Raw genomic sequence first — 24,057 nt, 5'->3', positions numbered from 1 at the left:
CTCCCAATATTTTTACTTGGCATTTACCATATATTAAACCACTTAAGCTCAAGCATATTTCAGGCCACCACTTAAAAATTTAGATTTAAAAACCTTTATATTATTGTTTTTTATTGATTTTTCGGAAATTCATTAGAACCTAGAAGGGCCCAAATGCACCAGTTTTCTCCGCACCATGACTTGGCATCTACCAACTTTTGCCCCATACTGCGCACAACAAAGCATCAGACTTAATAAATCAGAGCGCTTGAATGCTGTGACGAAAAGAAAGTGGACAAAAAAAGCGCGTTGGCGCGAGATTCGTGAGCAACTGGACCGGCAGCCCGTCGTTCAGATTTCAGAGATGGCTGACTATTTTGATGTTTCGGTTGAAACAGTTCGGCGAGATATTGATTCGATGGCAACAGAAGGGTTGGTTATTCGCACATATGGCGGAGCAGCCAACTCCAGAATCGCGTCCGAACCAACCCTTGAAGAGCGCACTGAGGTCCTTATTGATGAACGCAAGAGGATCAGCCTCGCAGCCCTGCCCCGCATCAGTAATGGTGATGTCTTAATGATGGATGCCAGTGCTACGTGCGTACATTTTGGAAAGCTGTTAGCTAGAGAGCGCACTGATCTGACTGTCATTACAAACAGCTTCTCTGTGGCCCAAGCACTCGCATCCAATTCCACGTTTACAGTGCTGATTCTACCTGGCGTTTTCAATGCCCACGAGAATGCTAATTATGGCGGTTTAACCGTTGAATATTTGCAGAGGTATCAGGCGGACCATTGCTTTTCTAGTTGTGGAGCTCTAACACCCCGCGGACCTACCGAAGTCAACGCGGAAGTGGCCTGCCTCAAACGCGCGATGATTCAGTTGTCGAAACAAACAACTCTACTAATTGATCACTCCAAACTTGGCTCTGGGAAGCTAGAAACAGTCTGCCCCTTGGACCAGATAAGTGAAATTGTATGCGATGCCAACCCAACTGAGGAAGTTCAGCTAGCGTTGCAACGCGCTTCTGTAAAGCTGTGTTTGATTTAGCAAATCGACTTTTTGTTACCTGCATTTAGGAGTCTGAACGTGAAAGGTGTCCGCTCTATTCTTGACCAAAATGCTTTCCGCTTCGACACACAAGAAAGCACGCCAACTAATTTGAGCCGCATGGTTGAGAAGAGGCTGAAAACCGTGGGCCCCACATCGGTGCTCTTTTACCAAGAACCACTGCACATTGTTAGGGGTGAAGGCGTCTGGCTCTACGACGATTCTGGGAACCGGTATCTCGACGTCTACAATAATGTACCTTCCGTTGGGCATTGCCACCAGAAAGTTGTTGACGCGGTATGCCGGCAAATGGCGGAACTGAATATTCATACCCGATACCTTCATGGGGCCATACATGAATACATCGAACGAATACTGGATACAATGCCCTCTAAGCTTAACCGCATGGTAATGACGTGCACTGGCAGCGAAAGCAATGATATGGCACTTCGGCTGGCCAGACACTGGACCAAGAACCATGGAGTGATCGTTACTGAAGCTGCTTACCACGGCAACACCTCTGCTGTAACTGAGATTTCTCCCTCTTCACTTAAAACCAGCGAACCCGCCGATCACGTTTTCGTAATCCCTATCTCAGAAATGCCACAGGCTCCGGACGAGGCAAAGACGTGGTTTCTCAATAAAGTGAGAGAGGGCATTCAAACCCTGAATGATCGCCGCTATGGCTGTGCAGCCCTCATAGTAGATACCATTTTTTCAAGCGACGGAGTAATCGCCGATCCCGCTGGATTTCTCAAACCCTCTGTTGAGTTAATACAGAGCAAAGAAAGCTTGTTCATTGCAGACGAAGTTCAACCCGGCTTCGGCAGGACAGGCGATAACATGTGGGGCTTCGCAAGACATGATGTTGCGCCTGATATCGTCACAATGGGAAAACCAATGGGCAACGGTTATCCAGCAGCGGGCATTGTTGCTAACGACCATTTATTCGCCTCTTTTAATGAAGAGGTGGGCTACTTCAATACATTTGGAGGCTCAACAGCCGCTGTAGCGGCGGGCTCAGCTGTCTTGGACGTCATCGAAGAGGAAAATCTGATAGCCAATTCAAAAGAAGTAGGCCTCTATCTCAAAACCCGTTTAACAGATCTGGCCAATGAATATGAAGAAGTCGGAGCGGTCCGAGGGGCCGGCCTGTTCGTGGGACTAGATTTTATCGACCCAACTTTATCGGGAGCACCAGACCCAGCAAAAGCCTCGAAAGTCATAAATTCACTACGTCAGAATGGCGTCCTCATTGGTGCTGCAGGAAAATATGGGAACACTCTCAAAATTCGGCCTCCATTATGCTTTGAGAACAGCCATGCTGATTTCTTTCTTAATCAAATGCAGCGTGCAATTGAGGAGACTAGGTGATCAAGTTGGTCACGGGGAAGCCTACTTGACAGAGCTCACTAATAAATTTGGAGAGCAAACCACCGCTGCACAATAACCAGCTTCTTACAACTTGCCCCAACCCGCACTAAGTCTTGTTGATAGTGCCGGCCTCAGGCTGCTCCGACACACCTAACATGGCCTTCATGGCAATCAGAGCTGGCTTGGTAGCTGAGACGTGACATTCAGCGTGGTCGCAAAGCGAACGTTCAGATTTCGGAATAACGCCTGGGCTAAGCCGCCGGTACGGAGCGCAGCGTAGTACCGGTCGGCTTGAGCCCCTGGTTAACTGTTGATTCGTTGAAGTTCATAGGTATCGGCCTTGCCCCTATGTGTCAGCGTAGTTGTCGCCTGAATATTTCAGAGGACAACCATGCCCCATTATTCACCGGAACGTAAAGAAGCCATTCTCCAGAAGATGGCCCCACCTCACAGTCTGACTGTTGCCGAGTTGGCCAGCCAGGAAGGCATCAGTACCGCAACCTTGTACAATTGGCGTAAAGCCGCCAGAGGACGAGGTGCCGTTTTGCCATCGAATTCAGCTCATCCAGACAAGTGGAGTAGCGAAGAGAAGTTCCGCATTGTTCTGGAAACCGCCCCGATGACGGAGGCGGAAGTTAGTGAATATTGCCGTAGGAACGGCCTTTACCCGGAACAAATCGAAACCTGGAAAGCCGCCTGCATGGGAGCCAATGCCCTGTCGGATGAACAGGCCAAGCAGAATCGGCAAGCGGCCAGGGCTGAGAAAAAACGAGTCAAAAAACTCGAAGCCGAGTTGCGACGCAAGGAAAAAGCTCTGGCAGAAACGGCTGCACTGCTGACGCTGTCAAAAAAAGCCGAGGCGATCTGGGGCCCCAAAGACGAGGACGAATGACCAGCCTCCCGGATCGCCAGCAGGCGGTTACCCTGATCCAAGAGGCTCAGGGTAACGGAGCCCGGCTGGTCAAGGCCTGCGCCTTGCTGAACCTGAGTATACGCACTTATCAGCGCTGGACGGCAGATAAGGCCGTCAGCGCCGATCAACGACCGGTGGTGCCCAGACCAGCACCCACCAATAAACTCTCGGAGGCGGAGCGTCAGGCCGTGGTCTCACTGTGCAACCAGAAGGAATATCGAAGCTGTCCGCCGGCCTTCATCGTTGCGGATCAACTGGATCAGGGTCGCTACCTGGCCTCGGAATCCACCTTCTATCGGGTTCTGCGGGAGAAGGATCAAGTACACCCCAGAGGTCGGCAAAAAGCGCCCCAGAGCAAGCGCAGGGCAACTACACACAAGGCCACAGAACCGAACCAGCTGTGGTCGTGGGATATCTCATGGCTGCCGGGGCCAGCAAAAGGCACCTGGTTCTACCTGTATCTGATGCTGGACGTATACAGCCGCAAGATCGTCGGTCACGAGGTCTATCACAGTGAGACCGGCGAGCTTGCCAGCGAGTTCATCGAGAAGGCCTACTGGCGTGAACACCTGGCGACGAAGGACAAGCCTCTAGTGCTGCACTCCGACAATGGCAGCCCCATGAAGGCCTCGACCTTCTTGGAGAAACTGTACGATCTGGGTATTACGCCCTCGAACAGTCGCCCCCGGGTCAGTAACGACAATGCCTACTCGGAGTCGTTGTTCAAAACCCTGAAGTTCCGCCCGGGGTTCCCGGTAAACGGCTTCAGAACGATCGAGGAGGCCCGCAAATGGGTACTGGCGTTCGTGCGCTGGTACAACACCGAGCACCGACACAGCGCCTTGAACTACGTAACACCTCAGCAACGCCATACGGGCGAAGCTGATCAGATCCTGGCCCAGCGAAAACAGATTATCGAAGCGGCGAAAGCCGAGAACCCGCGTCGCTGGTCTGGTGATATCCGAAACTTCAGCTTGCCGGAATCAGTCACTCTGAACCCGGAAAAGGCGGCCAATTGTTAAAGAGCTGATGACTTAAACGCGACATCTACGTTGACAGACTCCGTTGCACTCAAATGTGCAATCGCGAAGATAGAAAAGGTAATGATTGCCCCCAGTTCCCTTTTCGATAGGCACCCAATCGGTTGCCTCCAAAACTTCGTCTGCTTCTCCCCGGAGTGAGTAGAACTCTCCCCAATCAGGCGCGAGCTGACCAAACCTACATTGCCCCGCGTACCAGCCTTCGTCGTTTGTTGGACCCAATCGATATTGCGAACATGACCGAAAGACAAGCCGTACACGCTCATTTTCCTCAAAGCCATCATGTGCCCATGGATTTACGGTGAACTCCAACGTCAAATCAGCATCTTCGATACTGATTTTCTCATCCGGAGAATTTGGCTCCGCATTCCATCCTTTATTCAGCTTGACGAATTCAATGGCCATATACAGTTAACGAATGATATGGACTCCCCCTGCTCCCACGGCATCTATGTGCCACATTGAAGGTGTAGTTGCATATTCCGGCCCATCGTGACCGCCCATTCCGTTTGAACGTGACCGCCCGTTCCGGGTGATCGTGACCGCTCATTCCGTTTGAACGTGACCGATTTTGGACGTTTTTCCGGAATCGCTGGTCACGATGCCGGAATCCCCGGTCACGTTCCTCCGGAATCATTGCCAACACGCTGGAATTCTTCAACTTTATCCGGCATACCCCTTCCTTTTTCATCACGAGGAAGGGCGGATGCCGGCAGCGAGGATTTCCATGCGACAGATCATCGAGGTCTTGCGCCTCAAGTACGAAGCGGGCCTGAGCCATGAGCGCATTGCCCGTGCCTGCGGACTCTCCAAGGGCGTGGTCGGCAAGTATGTCAGCCTGGCCACCGCGCAGGGCATCACCTGGCCGTTGCCGGAAGGCACGGACGAGGCACGACTGGAAGCCCAGCTCTTCCCGGCCAAGACACCCCCATCTCGATTTGCTGAGCCCGACTACTTCCAGGTCCACCAGGAACTCAAGACCAAGGGCGTCACCCTGCAATTGCTCTGGGCTGAGTACGTCGAACGCCACGGCGACAAGGCCCGCCGGTACAGTCAGTTCTGCCATCACTACCGGCTCTGGCGCGGCCGGCAGCGGCGCAGCATGCGCCAGGTCCACCGGGCCGGCGAGAAGATCTTTATCGACTACTGCGGTCCCACCGTGCCGGTGGTGGACCGCAGCACCGGCGAGATGCGTAAGGCCCAGGTCTTTGTGGCTGTGCTGGGCGCGTCCAGTTATACCTTCGCCGAGGCCACCTGGAGCCAGAGCCTGCCGGACTGGATCGCCTCCCACCAGCGGATGCTGGCGTTCTACGGTGGTGTGCCGGAACTGCTGGTTCCGGACAATCTCAAGGCAGCGGTCACCAAGGCAGACCGATACACGCCCCAGCTCAACGAGACCTACGCGGAACTGGCAACCCATTACCAGACGGCGGTCTTACCGGCCCGCCCCTACAAGCCCAAGGATAAGGCGAAGGCCGAAGCCGCTGTGCTGCTGGTTGAACGCTGGATCCTGGCCCGGTTGCGTCACCGAACGTTCTTCTCACTGGCCGAACTGAACTCGGCGATTGCAGACCTGCTACCGGCACTGAACCAGCGCCCGTTCCAGGGGCGCTCCGAGAGCCGCCAGAGCCTGTTCGAAGCGCTGGACCGACCTGCACTCAGGCCACTGCCGGCAACGTCCTACGTCTACGCCGAGTGGCGCAAGGCACGACCGGGCATCGACTACCACATCGAGATCGACAAACGCCTGTACAGCGTGCCTCACGCCCTGGTGGGTGTGAAGCTGGATGTTCGGGTGACCGATACGTCCGTTGAGGTCATGCACAAAGGACAACGGGTAGCCCTGCATCCTCGCCACGGCAAGAGCCGCTTCGTGACCCTGACCGAGCACATGCCCAAGTCCCATCAGGCCCATCAGAACTGGTCACCGGGACGGTTCCTGAACTGGGCCAGTGACATCGGTCCCGCCACGCTCGACGTGGTACAGCGACAGCTTAAGGATCGCCCTCATCCGGAGCATGGCTACCGATCATGCCTGGGGCTGTTGAACCTGAGTCGACGTTACAGCCGTGACCGGTTGGAGCAGGCCTGTAGTCGAGCACTAGCTATCAACTCGGCCAGCTACCAGAGCATCAGCTCGATCCTGAAACAGGGGCTGGATCAGCTCCCGTTGCCCCTGGCCGAGGAGGAGTCGGAACTGACAGAGCTGCCAGCACACACCAACGTTCGCGGCCCCCGCTACTACCACTGATCCCGGAGAAACTGATGTTGACTCAAAACACCCTCGACGCCCTGCGCCAACTCAAACTGACCGGCATGTGCGATGCCCTGGAACAGCAGCGGGCACAGCCCGACACCCACGACCTGGCGTTCGAGGAACGCCTGGCCTTACTGATCGACCGGGAGGTGCTGCACCGGGAAAACCGCCGCCTGGAACGGCTGCTGAAGGCGGCCCGGTTGCGGGTCTCGGCCTGCGTGGAAGACATCGATTACCGCCACCCGAGAGGGCTGGAGCGCTCCCGTATGGCGGGGCTGGCCAGCTGTGACTGGATCCGCCAGTCCCTGAACCTGTGCATCACCGGGCCTACCGGTTGCGGCAAGACCTGGCTGGCGTGCGCCCTGGGCAACCAGGCCTGCCGGCAGGGGCTCTCAGTCCGTTATTTGCGGGTACCGCGCCTGTTCGAACAGCTGCGCATCGCCCACGGCGATGGCAGTTACGCCCGCCTGATGAACCAACTGTTGAAAACCGACCTGCTGATCCTGGATGACTGGGGGATGCAGAAGGTCACCGTGCAACAACGACAGGATCTGATGGAAGTGATTGAGGATCGGCACGGAAGAGGCTCAACCCTGATCGCTAGTCAGTTACCAACCGAACACTGGCACGACTACATCGGCTCCGCCACACTCGCAGACGCCATTCTGGACCGGCTTCTGCACGGCGCTCACCGACTCAATCTAAAAGGAGAATCACTAAGAAAAGCCAAGGCACAAAACACGGAATCGGTTGACCCATCGTGACCGCTCAGAGTACAAAACTGACTCCAGCGTGATGGCCGTGTGCAAACCGGTCACGATCCCCGGAATGACCGGTCACGTTCGCCGGAATACGCAGTAGTCAGACTTCAATCAGAAGAGGGGGAGTCCTCATGAATGTTACAACTATTGGCATCGATTTGGCGAAAACTGTGTTCAGTATTCATGGCACCAATCAATACGGCAAGGTCGTGGTCCGCAAACGACTTAATCGTCCTAAACTGCTGGCGTTTTTTGCTCAACTATCGCCGTGTCTGATCGGTATGGAAGCCTGCTCGGGTGCCCACTACTGGGCTCGTGAGTTAACCAGGTTTGGCCACGATGCCCGGATCATCGCACCCCGGTTCGTAGCGCCCTACCGCAAGAGCAGCAAGAACGACGACAACGATGCCGAAGCCATTTGCGAAGCTGTCGGTCGGCCCAACATGCGATTCGTACCGACCAAAACTGTCGATCAGCAAGCGGTGCTTTGCCTGCACCGTATTCGTCGAGGATTGACCAAAGAGCGTACCGCTCAGATCAATCAGATTCGCGGGCTGTTGGCCGAGTTTGGACTGACCGTTCCTCAAGGTCGTTATCAGGCTCGCCATAGAATTCCGGACATCCTGGAAGATGCCGAAAACGGTTTGCCCATGCTGGCCCGTCGTTTACTTAATAACATCAATCAGCGCATCCTCCAGCTCGATGAAGAAATCCTGGCCTATGACCGGGAGATCGAAGCAATGGCACGGCGTGACGAGCGGGCCAAACGGTTAATGGCCATTCCGGGTATTGGGCCACAAACGGCGACGGCTATACTGGCCAGCGCCCCCGATCCCAGGCAGTTCAAAAGTGGAAGGCACTTTGCCGCCTGGCTGGGTCTGGTACCCCGGCAATATTCAACCGGTGGTAAGCCCCGATTGGGCAGAATTACCAAGCGCTGTCAACAACAGTGAGTTTTGACCGATTTTTATCAGTTTAGATTGTCCGGTTTTCATCAGTTTTCAGTGACCGCTTTTTGAGTGTCCGGGTCGTCAGATTCCTCCTGTTGTTGAGTAGTACCGGGAACGAGTCCGGCCTTCCGTTTGTCCTTCAGTCGGTAGCTCTCGCCCTTGATGTTCAGTGTCGTTGAGTGGTGCAGCAGCCGGTCCAGTATTGCGGTGGCGATGACCTGATCTCCGAACACCTCGCCCCAGTCCATAAAGCTCTTGTTGGACGTCAGGATGGTGCAGGCGCGCTCATAACGACGGTTGATCAGCCGGAAGAACAGGCTGGCTTCCTCCCGGGTCATGGGCAGGTAACCGATCTCGTCCAGGATCAGGACCTTCGGGTAAGTCAGTTGTTGTAGCTGACGGTCCAGCCGGTTTTCCTGCCGCGCTTTCATCAGGGTGCTGACCAGGCGGTCCAGAGTCATGAACAGAACGCGATGCCCGGCTTCGGCAGCCTTCACGCCAAGTGCGACAGCCAGGTGGGTTTTACCCACCCCGGGCGGGCCCAGTAACACAACGTTCTCATTGCGCTCCACGAACCCCAGTCCGGACAGGTCCCGGATCAGCTTGCGGTCGATGCTCGGCTGGAAGCTGAAGTCGAATTGCTCCAGGGTTTTGATCCAGGGCAGGCGAGCCTGTTTCAGGCGGGTATCCAGGCCTTTCTGGTGGCGGCCACCCCATTCCTGGGCCAGGGCCTGTTCCAGGAACTCCCGGTAGTTCAGGTCTTTCTTGCTGGCGTGTTCACAGAGACTGTCCAGCGTGGCTTGCAGGTGGTCCATCTTGAGCCGGTCGAGGAGTTGGTCAAGGTTCATTGCAGCACCTCCTCATACACCGCCAGGCTTCGGTGCTGCACCGGCATCACGTCCTGCCACAAGGGACTATGATGGTCCTCAATAGCCTGCCAGCCGTCCTTGCGATCCGTGAGTCGGTGGCGAGCCACTTCCTGGCCACGGATGTCGTAGACGGTCAGTTCATCGTCCAGGCTGATGCGGATCGTGACCTGTTGCCCACAGCACTGGGCGGGCACACTGTACCGATTTCCCCGCACATCGATGTAGGCATCCCAACTAACATGGCGGACATCGTAGTATCGGGTGTCGAAGTCCGTTGCTGGCCTTGCCAGCAGGTGTGGCTTCTCGGCGTCGAACCGCTCCAGCGGTGTTTGCTGGAACTGCCGCAGCAGACGTTGATGGGCACAGGTTGTTAACCAGTGCTCCAGCAACTGATTCAGGTGCGCGTAGCTGTCGAAGCTGCGGTACCGCTGGAAGAAGTGGTGCTTTACGTAGCCCACCATCCGCTCGGTCTTGCCTTTGGTTCTGGGGCGCTGAGGGCGACAGGCTTTGGCAACGAACCCATAATGATTGGCCAGCTCCAGGAAGCCGGTATTGAAGGTGACCTTGCCATCACGGTCATGACGAACCACCGCCGCCTTCTGGTTATCCACCAGAACACTGGCGGGGACGCCATCAAAGTACCGGAAGGCTTGCACCAGGGACTCGTAGGTGTGTTCCGCATCCTGGCGTGGGCCGGCCCAGACGTGAAGGTATCGGGAGTAGCCCAGCACGTTCACCGCGATGTTGGGGTCGTTTGCGGGAGAGGGCGAAATGACACCCGAAGGGTAGCGTCTATTGCAGAAATTCAATTAAAAAGGATGCCCTCAGTAGTTATCTTTTTTAGACATCCAAATGGAATCGGCCATAGGACATAAATGTAAGCCAAATTGATATTCAGCCCCCTCTCTCAATGGTCAACACAGCTCACAAGTATTGTCTGTGAGAAAGGACTCGCCCTCTTAGGTGACTAACAGGTTCCGCATATCAGTGAACGCGGACAATAAAGTCCAACCATTTAGACTCATGCCCCAACCAAAACAGTCTAAAGTCCCGACGGCAACGAAACACCGACGCCGAATTCATAGACGAGTTGACCACCAAAATAAGCAGTTGTGACGATCAGTCCTGCAATCGCCAGCTCGAATACCACTGCACCCCAGCAGAGGCGCCTCGATAGAACGGTGCCTCGCCACCAAATAACTGCGCGTAGCAGCCCCCAAGCCACTAAGACACCTGCTGTAATACTTCCCAACTCCTCATGCCTTTCTAATATTGCAAGGGACGTACCGTTGGCCAGCGCGACATCGAGCGCAAGGTCACCAAAAACAAAAGCGACTGCGGCGGCCAGCCCCGCGCCTAGCCCGAGTCCAGCCGAGATATTAGCAATAGCACCGCGACCATCGAGGGACACACCCCGAGAAACAACGACGAAATCGAACGCCGCCAGCGATAACGCAAAGACGATTGGGAAATGCACAATCAATGGGTGGATTTGTTCAATCGGTAACATTGGGTATAGCTCCTATGAAATAAATGGAATATTTGGTGTGCACGAGTTAGAACCACACTCTAAAGCCGGCAACCAATGCCAGATTGTCAACGTCTCCGCCGTCGGCACGGGTCAGATCAGCCGTGTTGCCATATTGGCGCTTCCAGCTGACGCCGATATAAGGCGCGAATTCTCGACGAACTTCGTAACGTAATCGCAGACCTAGTTGCACATCATTCAACCCGCTACCGACGCCAAATCTAGGTACTGAACTGGCTGCAATATTGGTTTCAAATCGAGGTTGCAGTATGAGGCGTTGCGAGAACAACAGGTCGTAAGTGCCTACTAATCTAGCCGAGACGTCGCCATCCTCGCTGATAAAGAGGGCGGGCTCGACTTCGAATCGATAAGGCGCTAAACCTTGGACGCCCAGCACCGCAAAACTGCGATCCTGATCGGGGCCAGAGCCATACTGTCGGTCATAGCGCAGGCCGACCTGCAAATCCCAAAACGGCGCGATCATTCGGCTATAGAGCGCTTGAAGTTCCAACTCGCCGCCGTTTGCTGATGTTTGGTCGTCACCTTCAAATTTCATCCACAGTTTGTTGGTGTCGGTGCCATACCAGCCCTGCATATCCCAGCGCAACGTATCGGCGCCGTCGTTATCGCGATACTCGAACTGGTCTGCGATGATCATACCCAGCGGTAAGTTGTCTTCAACGGGTTCCGGCCAACCGGATTCCTCCGCAAAAGCAAACGTATGGAGAACAATCAAAAAGCTGCCTAGCACAATTCGAATCGAGGGGGATGTGGTGAGCAATTGATTATCCATTGCGGTTCTCCGATGACACTGCATCATTGGTCACCGACACCACTCGAAACATACCCATGTCCAAGTGATACAACAGGTGGCAGTGGAAGGCCCAGTTGCCGGGGGCATCTGCACTGATCAGCGCGGTCAGCCGCTCACCAGGCTTCACGTTGAGCGTGTGTTTGCGTGGCCGGTATTCACCGGCGCCATTCTCGAGTTCCATCCACATACCGTGCAGGTGAATCGGATGTTCCATCATGGTGTCGTTGACCAGCACCAAGCGCAGGCGTTCGCCATACTTAAAGTGGACAGGACCATCCACTTCAGAAAACTTTTTACCATCGAACGACCACATGTACCGATCCATCACGCCGGTCAGGTGCAATTCTACTTCGCGTTCCGGAGTCCGTTGATCGGGATACGGCGACAGGCTGCGTAAATCGGTGTACACCAACACGCGACGGCCATTGTTCTCCAGTCCGTCACCCGGTTCGCTCAGGCGATTACTCGGAAATTCAGCAACCATTGTGTTGCCTTTACCGTGACGGTCCGGGCCATGCTTTACTGGCGATGATGCTGTTGACATGCCAGTGCCTCTATTGCGTGACATGTCCATACTGTCCATCGTCTGCTTCTTAGCAGGCATTTCACCCGGCATCGCCATAGTCCCATCTTTCATGTTCATCGCAGGCACGCCATCTTTGGGTGCCGACGTCATACCCGGCATGGCCATCGCACCCATGCCCATATCCTTCATTGTGCGCACCGGAGGATTGCCTAGCGGCGGTATTGCTGCCTCGAGCCCTGCTTTGGATGCCAGGGTTCCGCGCGCATAACCGCTGCGGTCCATGGAGGCTGCGAAAATCGTGTATGCCGCCTCGTCGACAGGCTCGACAATGACGTCATAGGTTTCCGCCACGCCAATTCGAAATTCATCAACAGCGACCGGCTGAACATTCTGCCCATCTGCTTGTACCACGGTCATTTTCAGTCCCGGGATGCGGACATCGAAGTAGCTCATCGCAGCGCCATTGATAAACCGCAGGCGTATGCGCTCTCCCGGCCGAAACAAGCCTGTCCAATTGGAATCTGGTGCCATTCCGTTAATTAAATAGGTATAGGTCGCAGCGCTTACGTCGGCGATATCCGTAGGCGCCATCCGCGATCGCGCCCAGACCATGCGTTCTCGAACCGTTTTACCCCAACCGTTTTCTTCAGCATCGTTAAACAACTCGGGAACTGTTCGGCGTTGATAGTTGTAGTAATCGCTTTGCTTCTTCAGTTTCTTCAGAACGCTCATTGGGTTCTCAAACGTCCAGTCAGAAAGCATGACCACATATTCGCGGTCGTATGCAAACGGTTCGGGGGCAATCGGATCAATAATTAACGGCCCATAGTGACCTTGCTGTTCCTGCAATCCAGAATGACTGTGATACCAGTACGTGCCACTTTGCTTTACCGGAAAGGCGTAACGAAACGTCTCACCTGGCTTGATACCCGCATAGCTGACACCGGGGACGCCATCCATTTCATAGGGGAGCAGTAAGCCATGCCAGTGAATGGAAGTGTCTTCATCCAGTTGATTTGTGACCCTAATAACTGCGTCCTGCCCTTCTTTTAGGCGAACAAGCGGACCGGGAATGGAACCACTGATCGTCACCGTATCGCCCATTCGCCCGCCAATATCAAGGGGCTGACGGGTAATATTGAGATCAATCGGGCCGGTTGCTTGTTCGGGGCGTAAGCCTAAGCCTAAGGTTTCTCCGGCAAAAGCCGGGACCAAAGAATTGAGCCCAAGGATTGCACCTGTAGCACCCGCTTGCGTTATAAAGCGGCGTCTTGATTTCGAATACATCGTTTGGTTGTTCATTGTTCGCTCCAACAAATAATCTTGGTTGCTTGCGCGCTATCCCGGCGTAAAAAGCACGCCCTGGCGGAATAACTTAGTTTTGGAAATTGGCACTATCCAGTCAATGACGACGATAGGCCACTGACATCAAAAAGTTGGCAGGCTAATTCAGCAGGCGATCATAACGATGAACTGGCGAATCGACTGTTCTCTGAGGCGGAACATGCTCGCGTGCCGAGTTCGAAGTGACCTGCGCTTGAGGCCATATGGATTCACTGAATTTGAATACAGCGACAAGATTGTCGTCGAGGTCATCGATGCGCGTCGTCGGTTGGAGGGCATCCTGTTGGAGATGCTCTGTGGCATTAACCGCACAATGGGTAAAGCAATGGTCATAAGAACACTCACCATCGCACGGTCCACCATCGACTGAATGATGCGCATGTTCGTCTATCCCTGTGCTTGCATTTGCATAGCACACCCCGACACCCGCGCCTAAGACCAAGGGGAGGACCAGAAACGAAGATATATAAAGGCGGAGGATCGACATGCTTGCCACAATATACTCCCCCGGCGTATTTAACAAGGCCAAGCGACCAGGATTAGAATCATTCAATCTTGGCTGCGCATCAACGGTCACGTGAGAACTCGAGACTGATATCAAGCTGATGGTCGTTGTATACTCCTAAGGAGTATGTCGACCGAGTGATAACACCATGTCCAACCTTGAAAAATCAGATTTGCCCGCCTCTCGAAAAGCGATTTCGAGGCGCCTTAAGCGAATCGAAGGTCAAGTCCGCGGCGTAGATCGAATGCTGGAACAAGGTCGCTACTGTGTCGACATCTTGCAACAAATTCAGGCCACGAAAGCCGCGTTGAAAAAAGTTGAAACCGAACTTCTACGTGATCATGCAAATTCCTGTATTGAAGGTGCACTTAGAGAAGGCTCTTTGGATGAGCAAAGAGATAAGATCGTTGAACTCGTCGATCTGTTTGAACGAGGTCGCTGAGGGTCTGGTACCGAGAAAAAGTGCCTGCGTCTAGGCCGCCTCGCGTGAGCGTTTTACAATCTCAGAGACCGTGTTCTTGCTAATACCGAGATCCCGTGCAATCCATCGATAGCTCTTACCTTGTTCAATGAGGTGAAGCACTTTAGGTGAAAGTTTGTCGGATTTTGGGCGGAAGCCCTTCTTTCGGCCCAGCTTTTTGCCGCGAGCTTTTGCTGCAGCAAGACCGGATTTTACGCGTTCACTAATTAAATCACGTTCAAATTCTGCGATGCCGGATAGAAAGGTTGCCATCATCCGACCATGGGATGTCGATAGATCAAAGGTCATGCCGCTTATGGCGACCACCGAGACTTTCCAGTTTTCCAGGTCGCGGAGCGTGTTGAGCAGGTCGATGGTTGATCGACCCCATCGAGACAATTCTGTCACGACTACCGCATCGATTTCCCGGCGTTGCGCCAAGGCCATAATTTTCTTTCGTTCTGTGCGATCCAATTTCGCACCTGACCCCGTTTCCTTGAAAACTCCAATGACGTCGTAGTTCGCTCGCTTAGCGAATGCTCGAAGATCGCGTGCCTGCCGCGCACACGATTGATCAGCTGTCGACACTCGACAATAAATGGCTACCCGGTGTCCCAATTAAACCTACCTCTCTTCAAGGCTTGCAAAGCCGCATGTTTACTGGCTGGATTGGTGTCCTGTTTAGCCTTTAGTTTAACTGGGACAGTATCGCATGCCAAGACGCACCATTCTGACCGAACGACAACGGGAAGCACTGTTCGGATTGCCAGCGGATGAAGACTCGATGCTCCGCCACTACGTGTTGAGTGACGAGGACATGCAGCATGTCAAAACAAGGCGACGCCCCGGCAACCGATTGGGTTTCGCATTGCAGCTATGTGCCTTGCGGTATCCCGGTCGACTACTCCAACCAGGCGAATTCATCCCAGACCCAATTATCAAATTTATTGGGGCGCAACTGGGTTTGTCGAAAAGCGACCTTGCCGACTATGCGGAGAGACGGCAGACACGCTATCAGCATTCGGTGTCGCTCCAGAATCTATACGGCTATCGAACTTATCAGGCTTCTGACCTAGATTTCGCCCAGTGGCTGGCATCAGCCGCTGAACAGGCCCACTCTAACGAAGGGTTGGCACGCGAAGTGGTCGCCCAAATGCGCCTTCGGCGCATTGTTGTACCGGCACCTTCAACGGTTGAACGATTGTGTGCAGATGCTCTGGTCGCCGCCGACAATCGTATCTCTAGGCGCATCGCGGATCGTCTCGACAACACCACAGTGGACAGACTCACCGCATTGCTCAGCGAAACAACGGTGACAGGCGTCACCCGATTCGTCTGGTTGCGCCAACACGAACCGGGCAGCAACTCACGGGTGGTCAATGGGTTGCTCGATCGGCTGGAACGGATCGTTGATTTGGAACTCAGCCCTTCTTTGCTTCAGGGTGTGCCCTCGCACAGAGTAGCCCGCCTTCGTCGCCAGGGTGAACGCTACTATGCCGATGGCATGCGTGATCTACCTACGCATAGAAAACTGGCGATACTAGTCGTCTGTGGTGTTGAATGGCATGGCGCAATCGGTGACGCCATCGTCGAAACCCATGATCGAATTGTGGGTCGGCTGTACCGTGCTTCTGAGCGTTTTAGAGATGATCAAATTAACGATCAACGTGCGCTCATCCAACAAACACTCAAAACTTTTTCCGAAGTAGGCGCATCGATCATCGCGGCGCGAGAAGCCGGCGAGCCCGTCGACACAGCCATTGAACAGGATTGCGGCTGGGAGGTATTCAATCGCCTGGTCGAAGATGCCACCGCTGTGAATGCCAAAGTTGGAGCCGATCCTCTGGATTTTGTGAACAGTGGCTACGCTAGATTTCGTCGCTATGCACCACGGTTTCTGAACACACTCGCGATCGAAGGTGCGCAGTCAGCAGGACCGATACTCAAAGCAATTAACGCACTCCAACAACTGAACCGATCGAATAATCGGGGGTTACCAAACAATCTACCGATAGCCTTCGCTAGACCCAAATGGCGAAAGAGGTTGCAGCGCACAGACCGTCGAACTTGGGAAACTGCGATTCTTTTCGCTATTCGCGATGCATTTAGGGCAGGCGACATCTGGTTAAAAAATAGCCGTCGATATGCAGAGCCATCGAAAGAGTTGATACCGGTTAACGCCGTTGCAACGTCATCAGCACTGGCAGTACCGTTGGACCCTCTCGACTGGTTAACGCAACGGAAACAGGTGCTGGCTCAAGCATTTGAAGCCACAGGCGAAGCCGCACGCCGTGACCGGCTACCAAACGGGCTAATTCAAGACGGCGTACTCAAACTCTCCAAATTGGAGAAACAGGCGCCCGACAATGCCCATCAGCTAGTCATGGATTTGTACCGGCGTGTACCGCAAACACCGGTCACTGACATTCTGTTGTCGGTAGACCGTGAAATCGGGTTTACAGAAGCTTTCACAGATTTGCGAACAGGAGCGCCGTGTCGTGACCAAATCGGGCTCCTAACCGTACTACTCAGTGACGGCGTCAATTTGGGCCTTCGCAAGATGGGTGCCGTATCTACCACGCATTCTTTCTGGGAGTTGCTTAGGATTTCTCGGTGGCACGTACAAGACGATGGCTATCGGCAAGCACTTGCGATGATCGTAGACGCGCAAAGTCGACTGCCTATGTCCAAAGTCTGGGGGCCCGGAGAGTCCGCGTCGGCCGATGGTCAATTCTTCCGAGCCTCAGGGCCTGGCGAAGCCATGAATGTGGTGAACAGACGCTATGGCATAGACCCAGGGATAAAGGGGTATACCCATGTCTCCGATCAGTATGCTCCGTTCTCGACGCAAGCGATTCCGGCAACAGCACACGAAGCGCCTTATATTCTCGACGGACTGTTGTCGAATGACGCCGGACGGCGAGTGAAGGAACAATATGCAGATACCGGTGGGTTTACCGATCATGTGTTCGCCATGTGCTCACTGCTGGGCTACCGTTTTGCACCTCGTATTCGCGATCTACCGGCGAAACGCCTGTATGCATTTAATCCAAGCGAGGTACACAAGACACTGAGGCCGTTGGTTGCGGCCAAGATCAACGAAGACCTTATCGTACGCAATTGGCCCGACATCCTCCGGTTATCAGCAAGTGCAGCGGCAAACACAGTGAAACCCAGTCAGCTCTTAAAACGACTATCTGCTTACCCGCGACAGAATGAACTGGCTGTCGCCCTACGTGAGATCGGTCGAGTTGAACGATCGTTGTTTATGATGCAGTGGATGTTGGACGCTGAGTTGCAACAGCGCGTACAGATGGGGCTCAACAAAGGTGAGTCACACCACGCCCTAAAGCGCGCAATCAGTTTTCATCGTCGAGGTGAGATTCGTGATCGATCCTCTGAGGGACAACACTATCGAATTGCTGGGATGAATCTCATTGCGGCAATCATTATCTATTGGAACACCAAAAAGCTGGGGGAAATTGTCGAGACACTCACCAATGCCGGTGAGGCACCAAATCCCGATCTACTGCCCCATGTATCCCCTCTGGGGTGGGAGCATATCAATCTAACTGGTGAATACCATTGGCCCGATGCTTAGGGTGTCATTTCGCCCCCTCCCGCAAACAACCCCATGTTGACGGTACAGATCCGGCCACCGATTTCGGTCCGGAGCTGGCCCCAGTCATGCTGAAGCTGCTTGCCCGGCTGCGTCTCGTATCGAACCGTTTGCTTACTGGCTCGAAGGGGGCGCTTGGGTTGTATGTACTCGCGGACCAGCGTTGAGGAGCCGCTGTACCCTTGTTCCCGCAACTGCTGGAAAATGACCTCGGCGTTCCAGACCTCATTCGCCAACTGCTGATCGATAAAAGGCTTGAAGGGATCCAGCTTGCTGGGCCGGCGTGTTTTGGGCTTGCCCGTCGGTGGTGCTGGCAGGGCCAGATAACGTCGCACCGTGCGTTCTGAACAGCCAATCCGGTGGGCAATGTCCACGATGTGTGCCCCTTGTACCCGTAGTTGCTTTATCATGAGAAAGTCCTCTCGGCTTTGCATGAGTCTTTTCCTTTCAGGTTTCGTCACCTTCAAGAAAAGGCCATGCGGGTCGGGAGGACAATCTATCCTGACAATTTACGGACTTTTAGCACTGTTGCTGACAGCGCGGAGACAAATACCTGCGAACGTTGTTAATCCATGGCACGCGGGCGGTGATTGCCAAGCTGGCCAATAAAGATGACCGGCTCAGCCGCTGGGCAAAAGAGTTGGTGGAACGTCGCGGGTATAAGAGAGCCGCTGTCGCATTAGCGGCCAAGAATGCCCGGATTATCTGGGCGCTACTGATGAACCAAAGTGAGTTTAAAACACAGCCTGTAGAGGGCTGATAACCGAGCACCAACGACAGGCAGAACACGCCTGCCAGCCGAGTCCTGCAACGGCAAGCGATGACGGAACGGTCAGACCGAGAGTGATTGAACCTGATAAGCTTTGCGGCTGATACAAGCCGACTAACGAATGAGGTCACCACTCACACGCATCATCATCCTGGCCCGGGCAACAATGCCCACAAAGAGGCCGAATGTAGAGCTGCAGTCTCAAACCGCTTCGAATTCAAATGGCGTTGCTTGACCGCAGGGGGAGTCCATGTAGCTGAGCTTAGCGGCGCCCTTGTAATGGAGGCGAAGCCGCAATGAAAAGGGCGTCCGGCGGCCATCGGCCGCGTACTACAGCGACTTGTTGGGCGGGTCACAGTGGAAACTGAAGGATAGAGACTTTTATACCCCTTCCGGTATACCGGAGTTCCCGTCAAGTTTGGTGATCCGCCATTTTTCAGGGTCTTCCCTCTCAAAAGCGATGTCATAGTCGAACGTGTTCTCGACGCGGAGAAGGCACACACAAAATTCCTTCTTACGTGCTGACTCTAGTTCCCAAAGTCGACGGCCCAATGAGTTCAAAGCCTCGAACAAAGCCTTTTCCCGGAACGGATCAACTAAGAGAACCTCATCATGAGTAACTACTGAGGCGTTCGATCCGAAACGGCATTCCTGTGATTCAAAGCGCCAGTAAGCCTGCTTCCACGTAGGCGAGATCCGCTGTATGCCGGAAATAAATTCTTGCGCCAGTTCAACAATTACTTTCGCCGCTTTATCGGTTTTCACAACTTCTCCCTATGCGCCCAACGCCGCGCTCTGCGGCAAATTTGAAGCGCAGCGGAGAATTTGTCCGACAGCAGCGCCTTGTTAGGCGAGAGAATGCACCGCCAGAAAATCATACGGCCACACCGAAGAGCGCACCGACCCCAGCCGTCAAAGCCATTGCCAGAGCCCCCCAAAACGTGACCCGAGAGGCGGCCTTAAGAACAGGAGCGCCGCCGACTTTCGCTGCTAATGAGCCTAGTAAGGCAAGGAACACCAATGAACTGCCAGGGACGACCCACATAAGTAACCACTCCGGAAACGATAGGACGACACATAAGGGAAGGGCCGCACCTACCGAGAATGTGCCTGCCGACGCCAATGCAGCCTGAATTGGACGGGCCGTAGAGACCTCTGAGATGCCAAGTTCATCGCGTGCATGTGCCCCAAGTGCATCCTGCTTCATCAGTTGACTTGCTACGCTGTCTGCGAGCGCCCGGTCTAACCCGCGCCTGACGTAAATCTCGGCAAGCTCCGCATGCTCTTGTTCAGGCGCATCAGCCAGCTCGGCTTTCTCTCTGGCAAGGTCGGCCCCCTCCGTATCGGCTTGAGAGCTGACTGACACGTACTCACCTGCTGCCATCGACATAGCACCTGCAACGAGACCAGCTACGCCTGCGACTAACAAAGCCTTGGAGTCCGCCCCTGCTGCTGCCACCCCCAAGACCAGGCTCGCAGTAGATACAATCCCGTCGTTTGCACCAAGAACCGCAGCACGAAGCCAACCGATTCGATCTGTTTTGTGTCTTTCAGAGTGTCTCATGCGAAGTCCAAATATAAGGTGAGCAGTAGCGCCTAACGCCGTTGTTCAGCGGCAGCCTTGGCAGAGCGAAGCGGCGACAAGGCTGTCCGGTGGAGGGCCGCCAGGCCCGGAACGAACTGGAACACTTGGTTAGGCATTTTTCAGTTCCTCGCACCGCATGGAGCTGCTGGTAATTTGTCGGCCAGAGCTCGCTGCCATGCCGTTGCAACTTCCTGGGAACTGAATGTCCCCTTTAAGCTTCCACCAGAAATTGGCGCCCACATTGTCGCCCTCAAAAACTCGCGACCATCGACAACAATGCGACTCATTCTACCGCTGTTTGCTGCCGTGAACGTCTCAAAACTCGCGGCACCAATTTCTGTCAACTTGACGAAAACAGGCCAGCCACCAAGATCTGTCTGTTCCCCTACTGCTGATTTCTGCACATAGGGTGAGCACAGGTGAAACTCCAGCTCAGTCTCTGCTACTGCAATGGCAGGAGTAGAGAGCAAAAGAACAGGGATCCATTTCATCATGACGATTGCCTAACGCCTATGTCAGTTGCGTTTTGGTTGAAGTGGAGTTTTGGGGTAAAGTGGCGTAGCCACCCCAAAACGGAGCGTAGGCCAAAACGTCAACTGGACATATTTGTTAGGCATTTTTTATGGGCACCTTAATCATTCTGCGGAGTCAATCTACCGTACACATGGCGTGTAAATTGGTTAACATCCTCTAGTTTAAGAATTTGAAAATCGGGGTAAAAAATCTTCTTTGACTCATCAAATCTTACTGCCACCCAAGATTCCCCGTATTTCCTTGCAAGAATATAATTCGGCTTGGTTTTTGCCGAAAGAAACTCTGTTTCGCTACTGGCGCCATACCCACCTGCCAAGTACGACAAAATCGATACCACATAAAGCGCGCCACCCACAAAAAATGCTTCGATTCCTAGTTTATTTGCAATTTTATCTGTTGCTGAATCATATTCGAAATCACGCTCTTTAGCTGCCGCGACCTTATTTCCAAACCCTTTAATATGACGTTGAGACCAAAGTGGCCAGATAAAATCCTTAATGATCAGCGGCAAGGCGAATATGGTGAGAAATATTTTCAGCTCAGTTTGGCTTCTACCAAATGAAAAATAAAACCCGTAGCCGATGAAATATATAAAAATTAGCTTATATAATGAACCTTTAACTGCGCTAGAAACACCAACCATCATCTTGCCGACAAAATCAACAGCGAAAACTATCAGAATTGCGACTCCTAGTACTGCGAGAGAGTTTAATAAAATCGAATTTATCGAGATCTCTATTAACTGCGGTGGTATTTCGAAGAAGTTGCAATACCCAAGCTCATATAGATATGCAGTCCAATATCCTGCTGCTGGTATAGCAGCGAGAATTACTCCCTCCGTAAAATAAGTGAGACCTTTGTTCATTGGCATAACCTTGGATTAATTGCCTAACGCTGAGCTTAGCGGCGACCTTGTAATGGAGGCGCAGCCGCAATGAAAAGGGCGTCCGGCGGCCATCGGCCGCGTACTACAGCGACTTGTTAAATTTATCTCTTGCCATAGTAGGCATTAAGAAATTTCGCATCATCCTCACAGAGGTGTTGCCGCTTACGAACAATGAAACTCTCATAGTCATGATCTTCTGCTTTTACCAAAAGATAGCAGGACCAACCGCCACTCCGGCCTATCGATATGGACCAGAAACGTTCTATTTTTTCTGGATCTAATGAGACACGCTGCCCATTTTTCTGCTCCAGAGTTACACCGCTCTCGTCGTATGCGAGTCTCCCAAATTTATTGCTTAGCGCGTCATATTCCCAGTAAAAAAGCAACGATGCCGTACACAAGGCCCAAAAAAGCTTCAGTAGAGACCCTCTACGCTTGTGGTAGCTATAGATGAGTGCGAAGGGAATGAGCCAAAAGTAAAAGCGCAACATCCCCAAGCCCGCGTAAAAGACATTTTCCGAAAAGCTATATGCGTACTCGATTTCCATATCAATTTAACAGCTTATTAGTTTGCTTTCTTATTAAACCGCAACACCATCACCCAGTCCAATACTGCTTCACAACCTGAATAACCTCGATTTTTCAGATCATTACCCCTCCATCTCAGGGGGCTTTTGAGCTTTTGGTTCTGTGAAAAGTGTGCACGCGGGATATTTATGCACGTTTTTGCACGTTAAATCCAGTGGGTCGAATTTTTCCCATGCTGAAACAGATACCTACAGAGATGCATTGTGAAAAGCGAGCAGGGCCGTGCAAATTAAGCCGCAAGAATTTTGGCGGTTTTGGGTGTTTTTTATTATAACTGTGCGTACATACAGCATTCAGCCACGGAGGGCGAGCGTGTCGAAATCACCGTTTCTACAATCGGTCCGCACAGAAATTAGGACAAAGCAGTACAGCTACCGAACCGAGAAGTCCTATCTTTACTGGGTTCGTCAGTTCATCCTTTTCAATGACAAGAAGCACCCAAAAGTCATGGGTAATCACGAAATTGAGCGTTTCCTGAATCACCTCGCCGTCAATCGGGGAGTCAGTCCGGGCACTCAAAATCAGGCGCTATGCGCGATTATTTTTGTCTCCAAGCATGTGCTGAAGCGGGAGATTGAAAACCTACAGTACAAGATGACGAAAACGCCTCGACGCATGCCAACCGTTCTGAGTCCCGATGAAGTTGCTTCTATTCTTCAAAACATGGATGCAGAGTATTGGCTCATCACTGCGCTTCTTTATGGATGCGGTTTGAGAATCAACGAAGCTCTTTCGCTTCGCGTGAAAGACATCGACCTAAAAAGCCGCAGTTTGCTCGTATTCAACGGTAAGGGACGAAAAGATCGATACACACTGATTCCAGGCAATCTAAGAGAAAACATGGAGCGACAATTCGCCCATGTCAGGGCTGTACATGAGTCCGATCTGGCCGATGGATTCGGGCTTACGTCAGTGCCGGCCTCACTTCACAAGAAGTATGGACCGGCCATGAAGGACTTTGGTTGGCAGTACCTGTTCCCATCCGTAACAAGATGCGTTCATCCCATCGCTGGTTATGTGTGCCGCCACCATCTTCATCATTCATCGTACTCGCGGCGATTGAGGCAGGCCGTTCTGGCCACGGGAATCACCAAGCGTGTGACGGCTCATACCTTTCGGCATGCCTTTGCGACAGAGTTATTGAGATCGGGGAGCGATATCAGGACGGTTCAGGAAATTCTTGGGCATAGCGACATTCGAACGACAGAAATCTACACGCATGTCATTGGCGATCGACGTGCTGGAACCGTCAGCCCTTTTGATCGTTTGCCAAGTTCTTGATGGGGCATTGCTTACCCGTTTAAGGGGCGTAAAGCCTGGAATTGGGGGTGCGGCGAATGTTCGCTTTTGTTTAGAAGCTTGGATTTATGCTGATGCCCTTGCCACTCCCAGCGTATGAGTGAACTTACCTCGGTTCAGATTCCCCTCACTGGCTCATCTCGTCGCCGCATAAAGTGCGCTTTCCCAATGAAAGCGTGGCCAGAACCCCGACGAATGTCGCCATAATAATGTGGCAGATTGGGCTAGACTGGAACTTCAAGAACACACTCAGGCTTGCCGCGTAGAAGACCACTCTCACAGGAAGAACAAAAACTGACTGACGGTCATTTTCCAGCTGGCCGCAGATCGAACCGTCACAAGCCTTGGCACATATTTGTCACATATACGTCACATGGAATTTCTGCTGGCCCAAACGCAAAAAAGG

At 53.2% G+C, this 24,057-nt stretch carries 19 protein-coding genes and 3 pseudogenes; 11 read left to right on the top strand and 11 right to left on the bottom strand.

Annotation, left to right across the window (positions count from 1 at the left end):
* Nucleotides 1–256 precede the first annotated feature (256 nt).
* The 6 genes and pseudogenes from ACGK9W_RS03205 to ACGK9W_RS03180 form a co-directional block, all read left to right on the top strand.
* Nucleotides 257–1,030 carry a DeoR/GlpR family DNA-binding transcription regulator gene (locus tag ACGK9W_RS03205; RefSeq protein WP_289109543.1) on the top strand — a complete coding sequence of 258 codons (774 nt, stop codon included), beginning with the start codon at nt 257–259 and terminating at the stop codon, nt 1,028–1,030.
* Between the two features lie 39 nt (nt 1,031–1,069).
* On the top strand, nt 1,070–2,404 hold the full coding sequence (locus tag ACGK9W_RS03200) for an aspartate aminotransferase family protein (RefSeq protein ID WP_405419040.1): 1,335 nt from the start codon (nt 1,070–1,072) through the stop codon (nt 2,402–2,404).
* Between the two features lie 391 nt (nt 2,405–2,795).
* A protein-coding gene (locus ACGK9W_RS03195; protein WP_085986444.1) for an IS3 family transposase occupies nt 2,796–4,339 on the top strand; the annotation gives its coding sequence in 2 pieces (ribosomal slippage) (nt 2,796–3,267 and nt 3,267–4,339; 1,545 coding nt in all).
* A gap of 724 nt (nt 4,340–5,063) precedes the next feature.
* Nucleotides 5,064–6,608, top strand: coding sequence for an IS21 family transposase (istA, locus tag ACGK9W_RS03190; protein WP_169054557.1), 1,545 nt, complete (start codon nt 5,064–5,066; stop codon nt 6,606–6,608).
* A gap of 14 nt (nt 6,609–6,622) precedes the next feature.
* Entirely contained in the window at nt 6,623–7,378 is a 756-nt protein-coding gene (gene istB, locus ACGK9W_RS03185) for an IS21-like element helper ATPase IstB (RefSeq protein ID WP_011786423.1), read from the top strand.
* Between the two features lie 128 nt (nt 7,379–7,506).
* Nucleotides 7,507–8,313, top strand: a pseudogene (locus tag ACGK9W_RS03180) (IS110 family transposase); the annotation flags it as partial.
* A 56-nt stretch (nt 8,314–8,369) separates the two neighbouring features.
* On the opposite strand, the gene istB (ACGK9W_RS03175) reads toward ACGK9W_RS03180, so the two are convergent.
* From istB (ACGK9W_RS03175) to ACGK9W_RS03155, 5 genes and pseudogenes are all read right to left on the bottom strand, one after another.
* The gene (gene istB, locus ACGK9W_RS03175) at nt 8,370–9,173 is read right to left on the bottom strand and encodes an IS21-like element helper ATPase IstB (protein WP_052479629.1); all 804 of its coding nucleotides are present in this window, start codon (nt 9,171–9,173) and stop codon (nt 8,370–8,372) included.
* Nucleotides 9,170–9,940: pseudogene (istA, locus tag ACGK9W_RS03170) on the bottom strand (IS21 family transposase); the annotation flags it as partial. The gene istB (ACGK9W_RS03175) and the pseudogene istA (ACGK9W_RS03170), both read right to left, overlap by 4 nt.
* Nucleotides 9,941–10,236: 296 nt before the next feature.
* Entirely contained in the window at nt 10,237–10,704 is a 468-nt protein-coding gene (locus tag ACGK9W_RS03165) for a DUF2231 domain-containing protein (RefSeq protein ID WP_092034156.1), read from the bottom strand.
* A gap of 46 nt (nt 10,705–10,750) precedes the next feature.
* Entirely contained in the window at nt 10,751–11,515 is a 765-nt protein-coding gene (locus ACGK9W_RS03160; protein WP_092034159.1) for a copper resistance protein B, read from the bottom strand.
* Complete coding sequence (locus tag ACGK9W_RS03155; RefSeq protein ID WP_092034161.1) at nt 11,508–13,364, bottom strand: copper resistance system multicopper oxidase; 1,857 nt, start codon at nt 13,362–13,364, stop codon at nt 11,508–11,510. Before ACGK9W_RS03155 ends, ACGK9W_RS03160 begins: the two co-directional genes overlap by 8 nt.
* Nucleotides 13,365–13,566: 202 nt before the next feature.
* On the opposite strand from ACGK9W_RS03155, the gene ACGK9W_RS03150 reads away from it, so the two are divergent.
* The gene (locus tag ACGK9W_RS03150) at nt 13,567–13,776 is read left to right on the top strand and encodes a hypothetical protein (RefSeq protein ID WP_136629442.1); all 210 of its coding nucleotides are present in this window, start codon (nt 13,567–13,569) and stop codon (nt 13,774–13,776) included.
* Between the two features lie 283 nt (nt 13,777–14,059).
* Nucleotides 14,060–14,353 (top strand): metal-sensitive transcriptional regulator, encoded by a 294-nt coding sequence (locus ACGK9W_RS03145; RefSeq protein ID WP_020932524.1) that lies wholly within the window; start codon nt 14,060–14,062, stop codon nt 14,351–14,353.
* Nucleotides 14,354–14,383: 30 nt separating this feature from the next.
* On the opposite strand, the gene ACGK9W_RS03140 is transcribed toward ACGK9W_RS03145, so the two are convergent.
* Nucleotides 14,384–14,959, bottom strand: a complete 576-nt coding sequence (locus ACGK9W_RS03140) for a recombinase family protein (RefSeq protein ID WP_231580323.1) — start codon at nt 14,957–14,959, stop codon at nt 14,384–14,386.
* Between the two features lie 124 nt (nt 14,960–15,083).
* On the opposite strand from ACGK9W_RS03140, the gene ACGK9W_RS03135 reads away from it, so the two are divergent.
* Complete coding sequence (locus tag ACGK9W_RS03135; RefSeq protein ID WP_136629443.1) at nt 15,084–17,972, top strand: Tn3 family transposase; 2,889 nt, start codon at nt 15,084–15,086, stop codon at nt 17,970–17,972.
* On the opposite strand, the gene ACGK9W_RS03130 is transcribed toward ACGK9W_RS03135, so the two are convergent.
* Nucleotides 17,969–18,400 carry a transposase gene (locus ACGK9W_RS03130; protein ID WP_136629444.1) on the bottom strand — a complete coding sequence of 144 codons (432 nt, stop codon included), beginning with the start codon at nt 18,398–18,400 and terminating at the stop codon, nt 17,969–17,971. The genes ACGK9W_RS03135 and ACGK9W_RS03130 overlap by 4 nt on opposite strands.
* 125 nt (nt 18,401–18,525) lie before the next feature.
* Here ACGK9W_RS03130 and ACGK9W_RS03125 point away from each other — a divergent pair.
* Nucleotides 18,526–18,750 (top strand): annotated as a pseudogene (locus ACGK9W_RS03125) (IS110 family transposase); the annotation flags it as partial.
* Between the two features lie 390 nt (nt 18,751–19,140).
* Here the strand turns inward: ACGK9W_RS03125 and ACGK9W_RS03120 are convergent.
* The 4 genes from ACGK9W_RS03120 to ACGK9W_RS03105 form a co-directional block, all read right to left on the bottom strand.
* Nucleotides 19,141–19,524, bottom strand: coding sequence for a hypothetical protein (locus ACGK9W_RS03120; RefSeq protein ID WP_092034169.1), 384 nt, complete (start codon nt 19,522–19,524; stop codon nt 19,141–19,143).
* 109 nt (nt 19,525–19,633) lie between these two features.
* Nucleotides 19,634–20,323: a VIT family protein gene (locus ACGK9W_RS03115; protein WP_020742832.1), complete on the bottom strand. Its 690-nt coding sequence runs from the start codon at nt 20,321–20,323 to the stop codon at nt 19,634–19,636.
* A 140-nt stretch (nt 20,324–20,463) separates the two neighbouring features.
* Complete coding sequence (locus tag ACGK9W_RS03110) at nt 20,464–20,838, bottom strand: hypothetical protein (RefSeq protein ID WP_405419034.1); 375 nt, start codon at nt 20,836–20,838, stop codon at nt 20,464–20,466.
* Nucleotides 20,839–20,975: 137 nt separating this feature from the next.
* The gene (locus ACGK9W_RS03105; RefSeq protein ID WP_405419032.1) at nt 20,976–21,743 is read right to left on the bottom strand and encodes a hypothetical protein; all 768 of its coding nucleotides are present in this window, start codon (nt 21,741–21,743) and stop codon (nt 20,976–20,978) included.
* 921 nt (nt 21,744–22,664) lie between these two features.
* On the opposite strand from ACGK9W_RS03105, the gene ACGK9W_RS03100 reads away from it, so the two are divergent.
* Nucleotides 22,665–23,633, top strand: coding sequence for an integron integrase (locus ACGK9W_RS03100; protein WP_405419031.1), 969 nt, complete (start codon nt 22,665–22,667; stop codon nt 23,631–23,633).
* Nucleotides 23,634–24,057 lie beyond the last annotated feature (424 nt).

This window comes from Marinobacter flavimaris, assembly GCF_045057155.1.
GTDB classification, from domain to species: Bacteria; Pseudomonadota; Gammaproteobacteria; order Pseudomonadales; family Oleiphilaceae; genus Marinobacter; species Marinobacter manganoxydans.
Note: the sequence above shows the minus strand (reverse complement) of the source record. Positions and strands in the feature narration are given on the sequence as shown.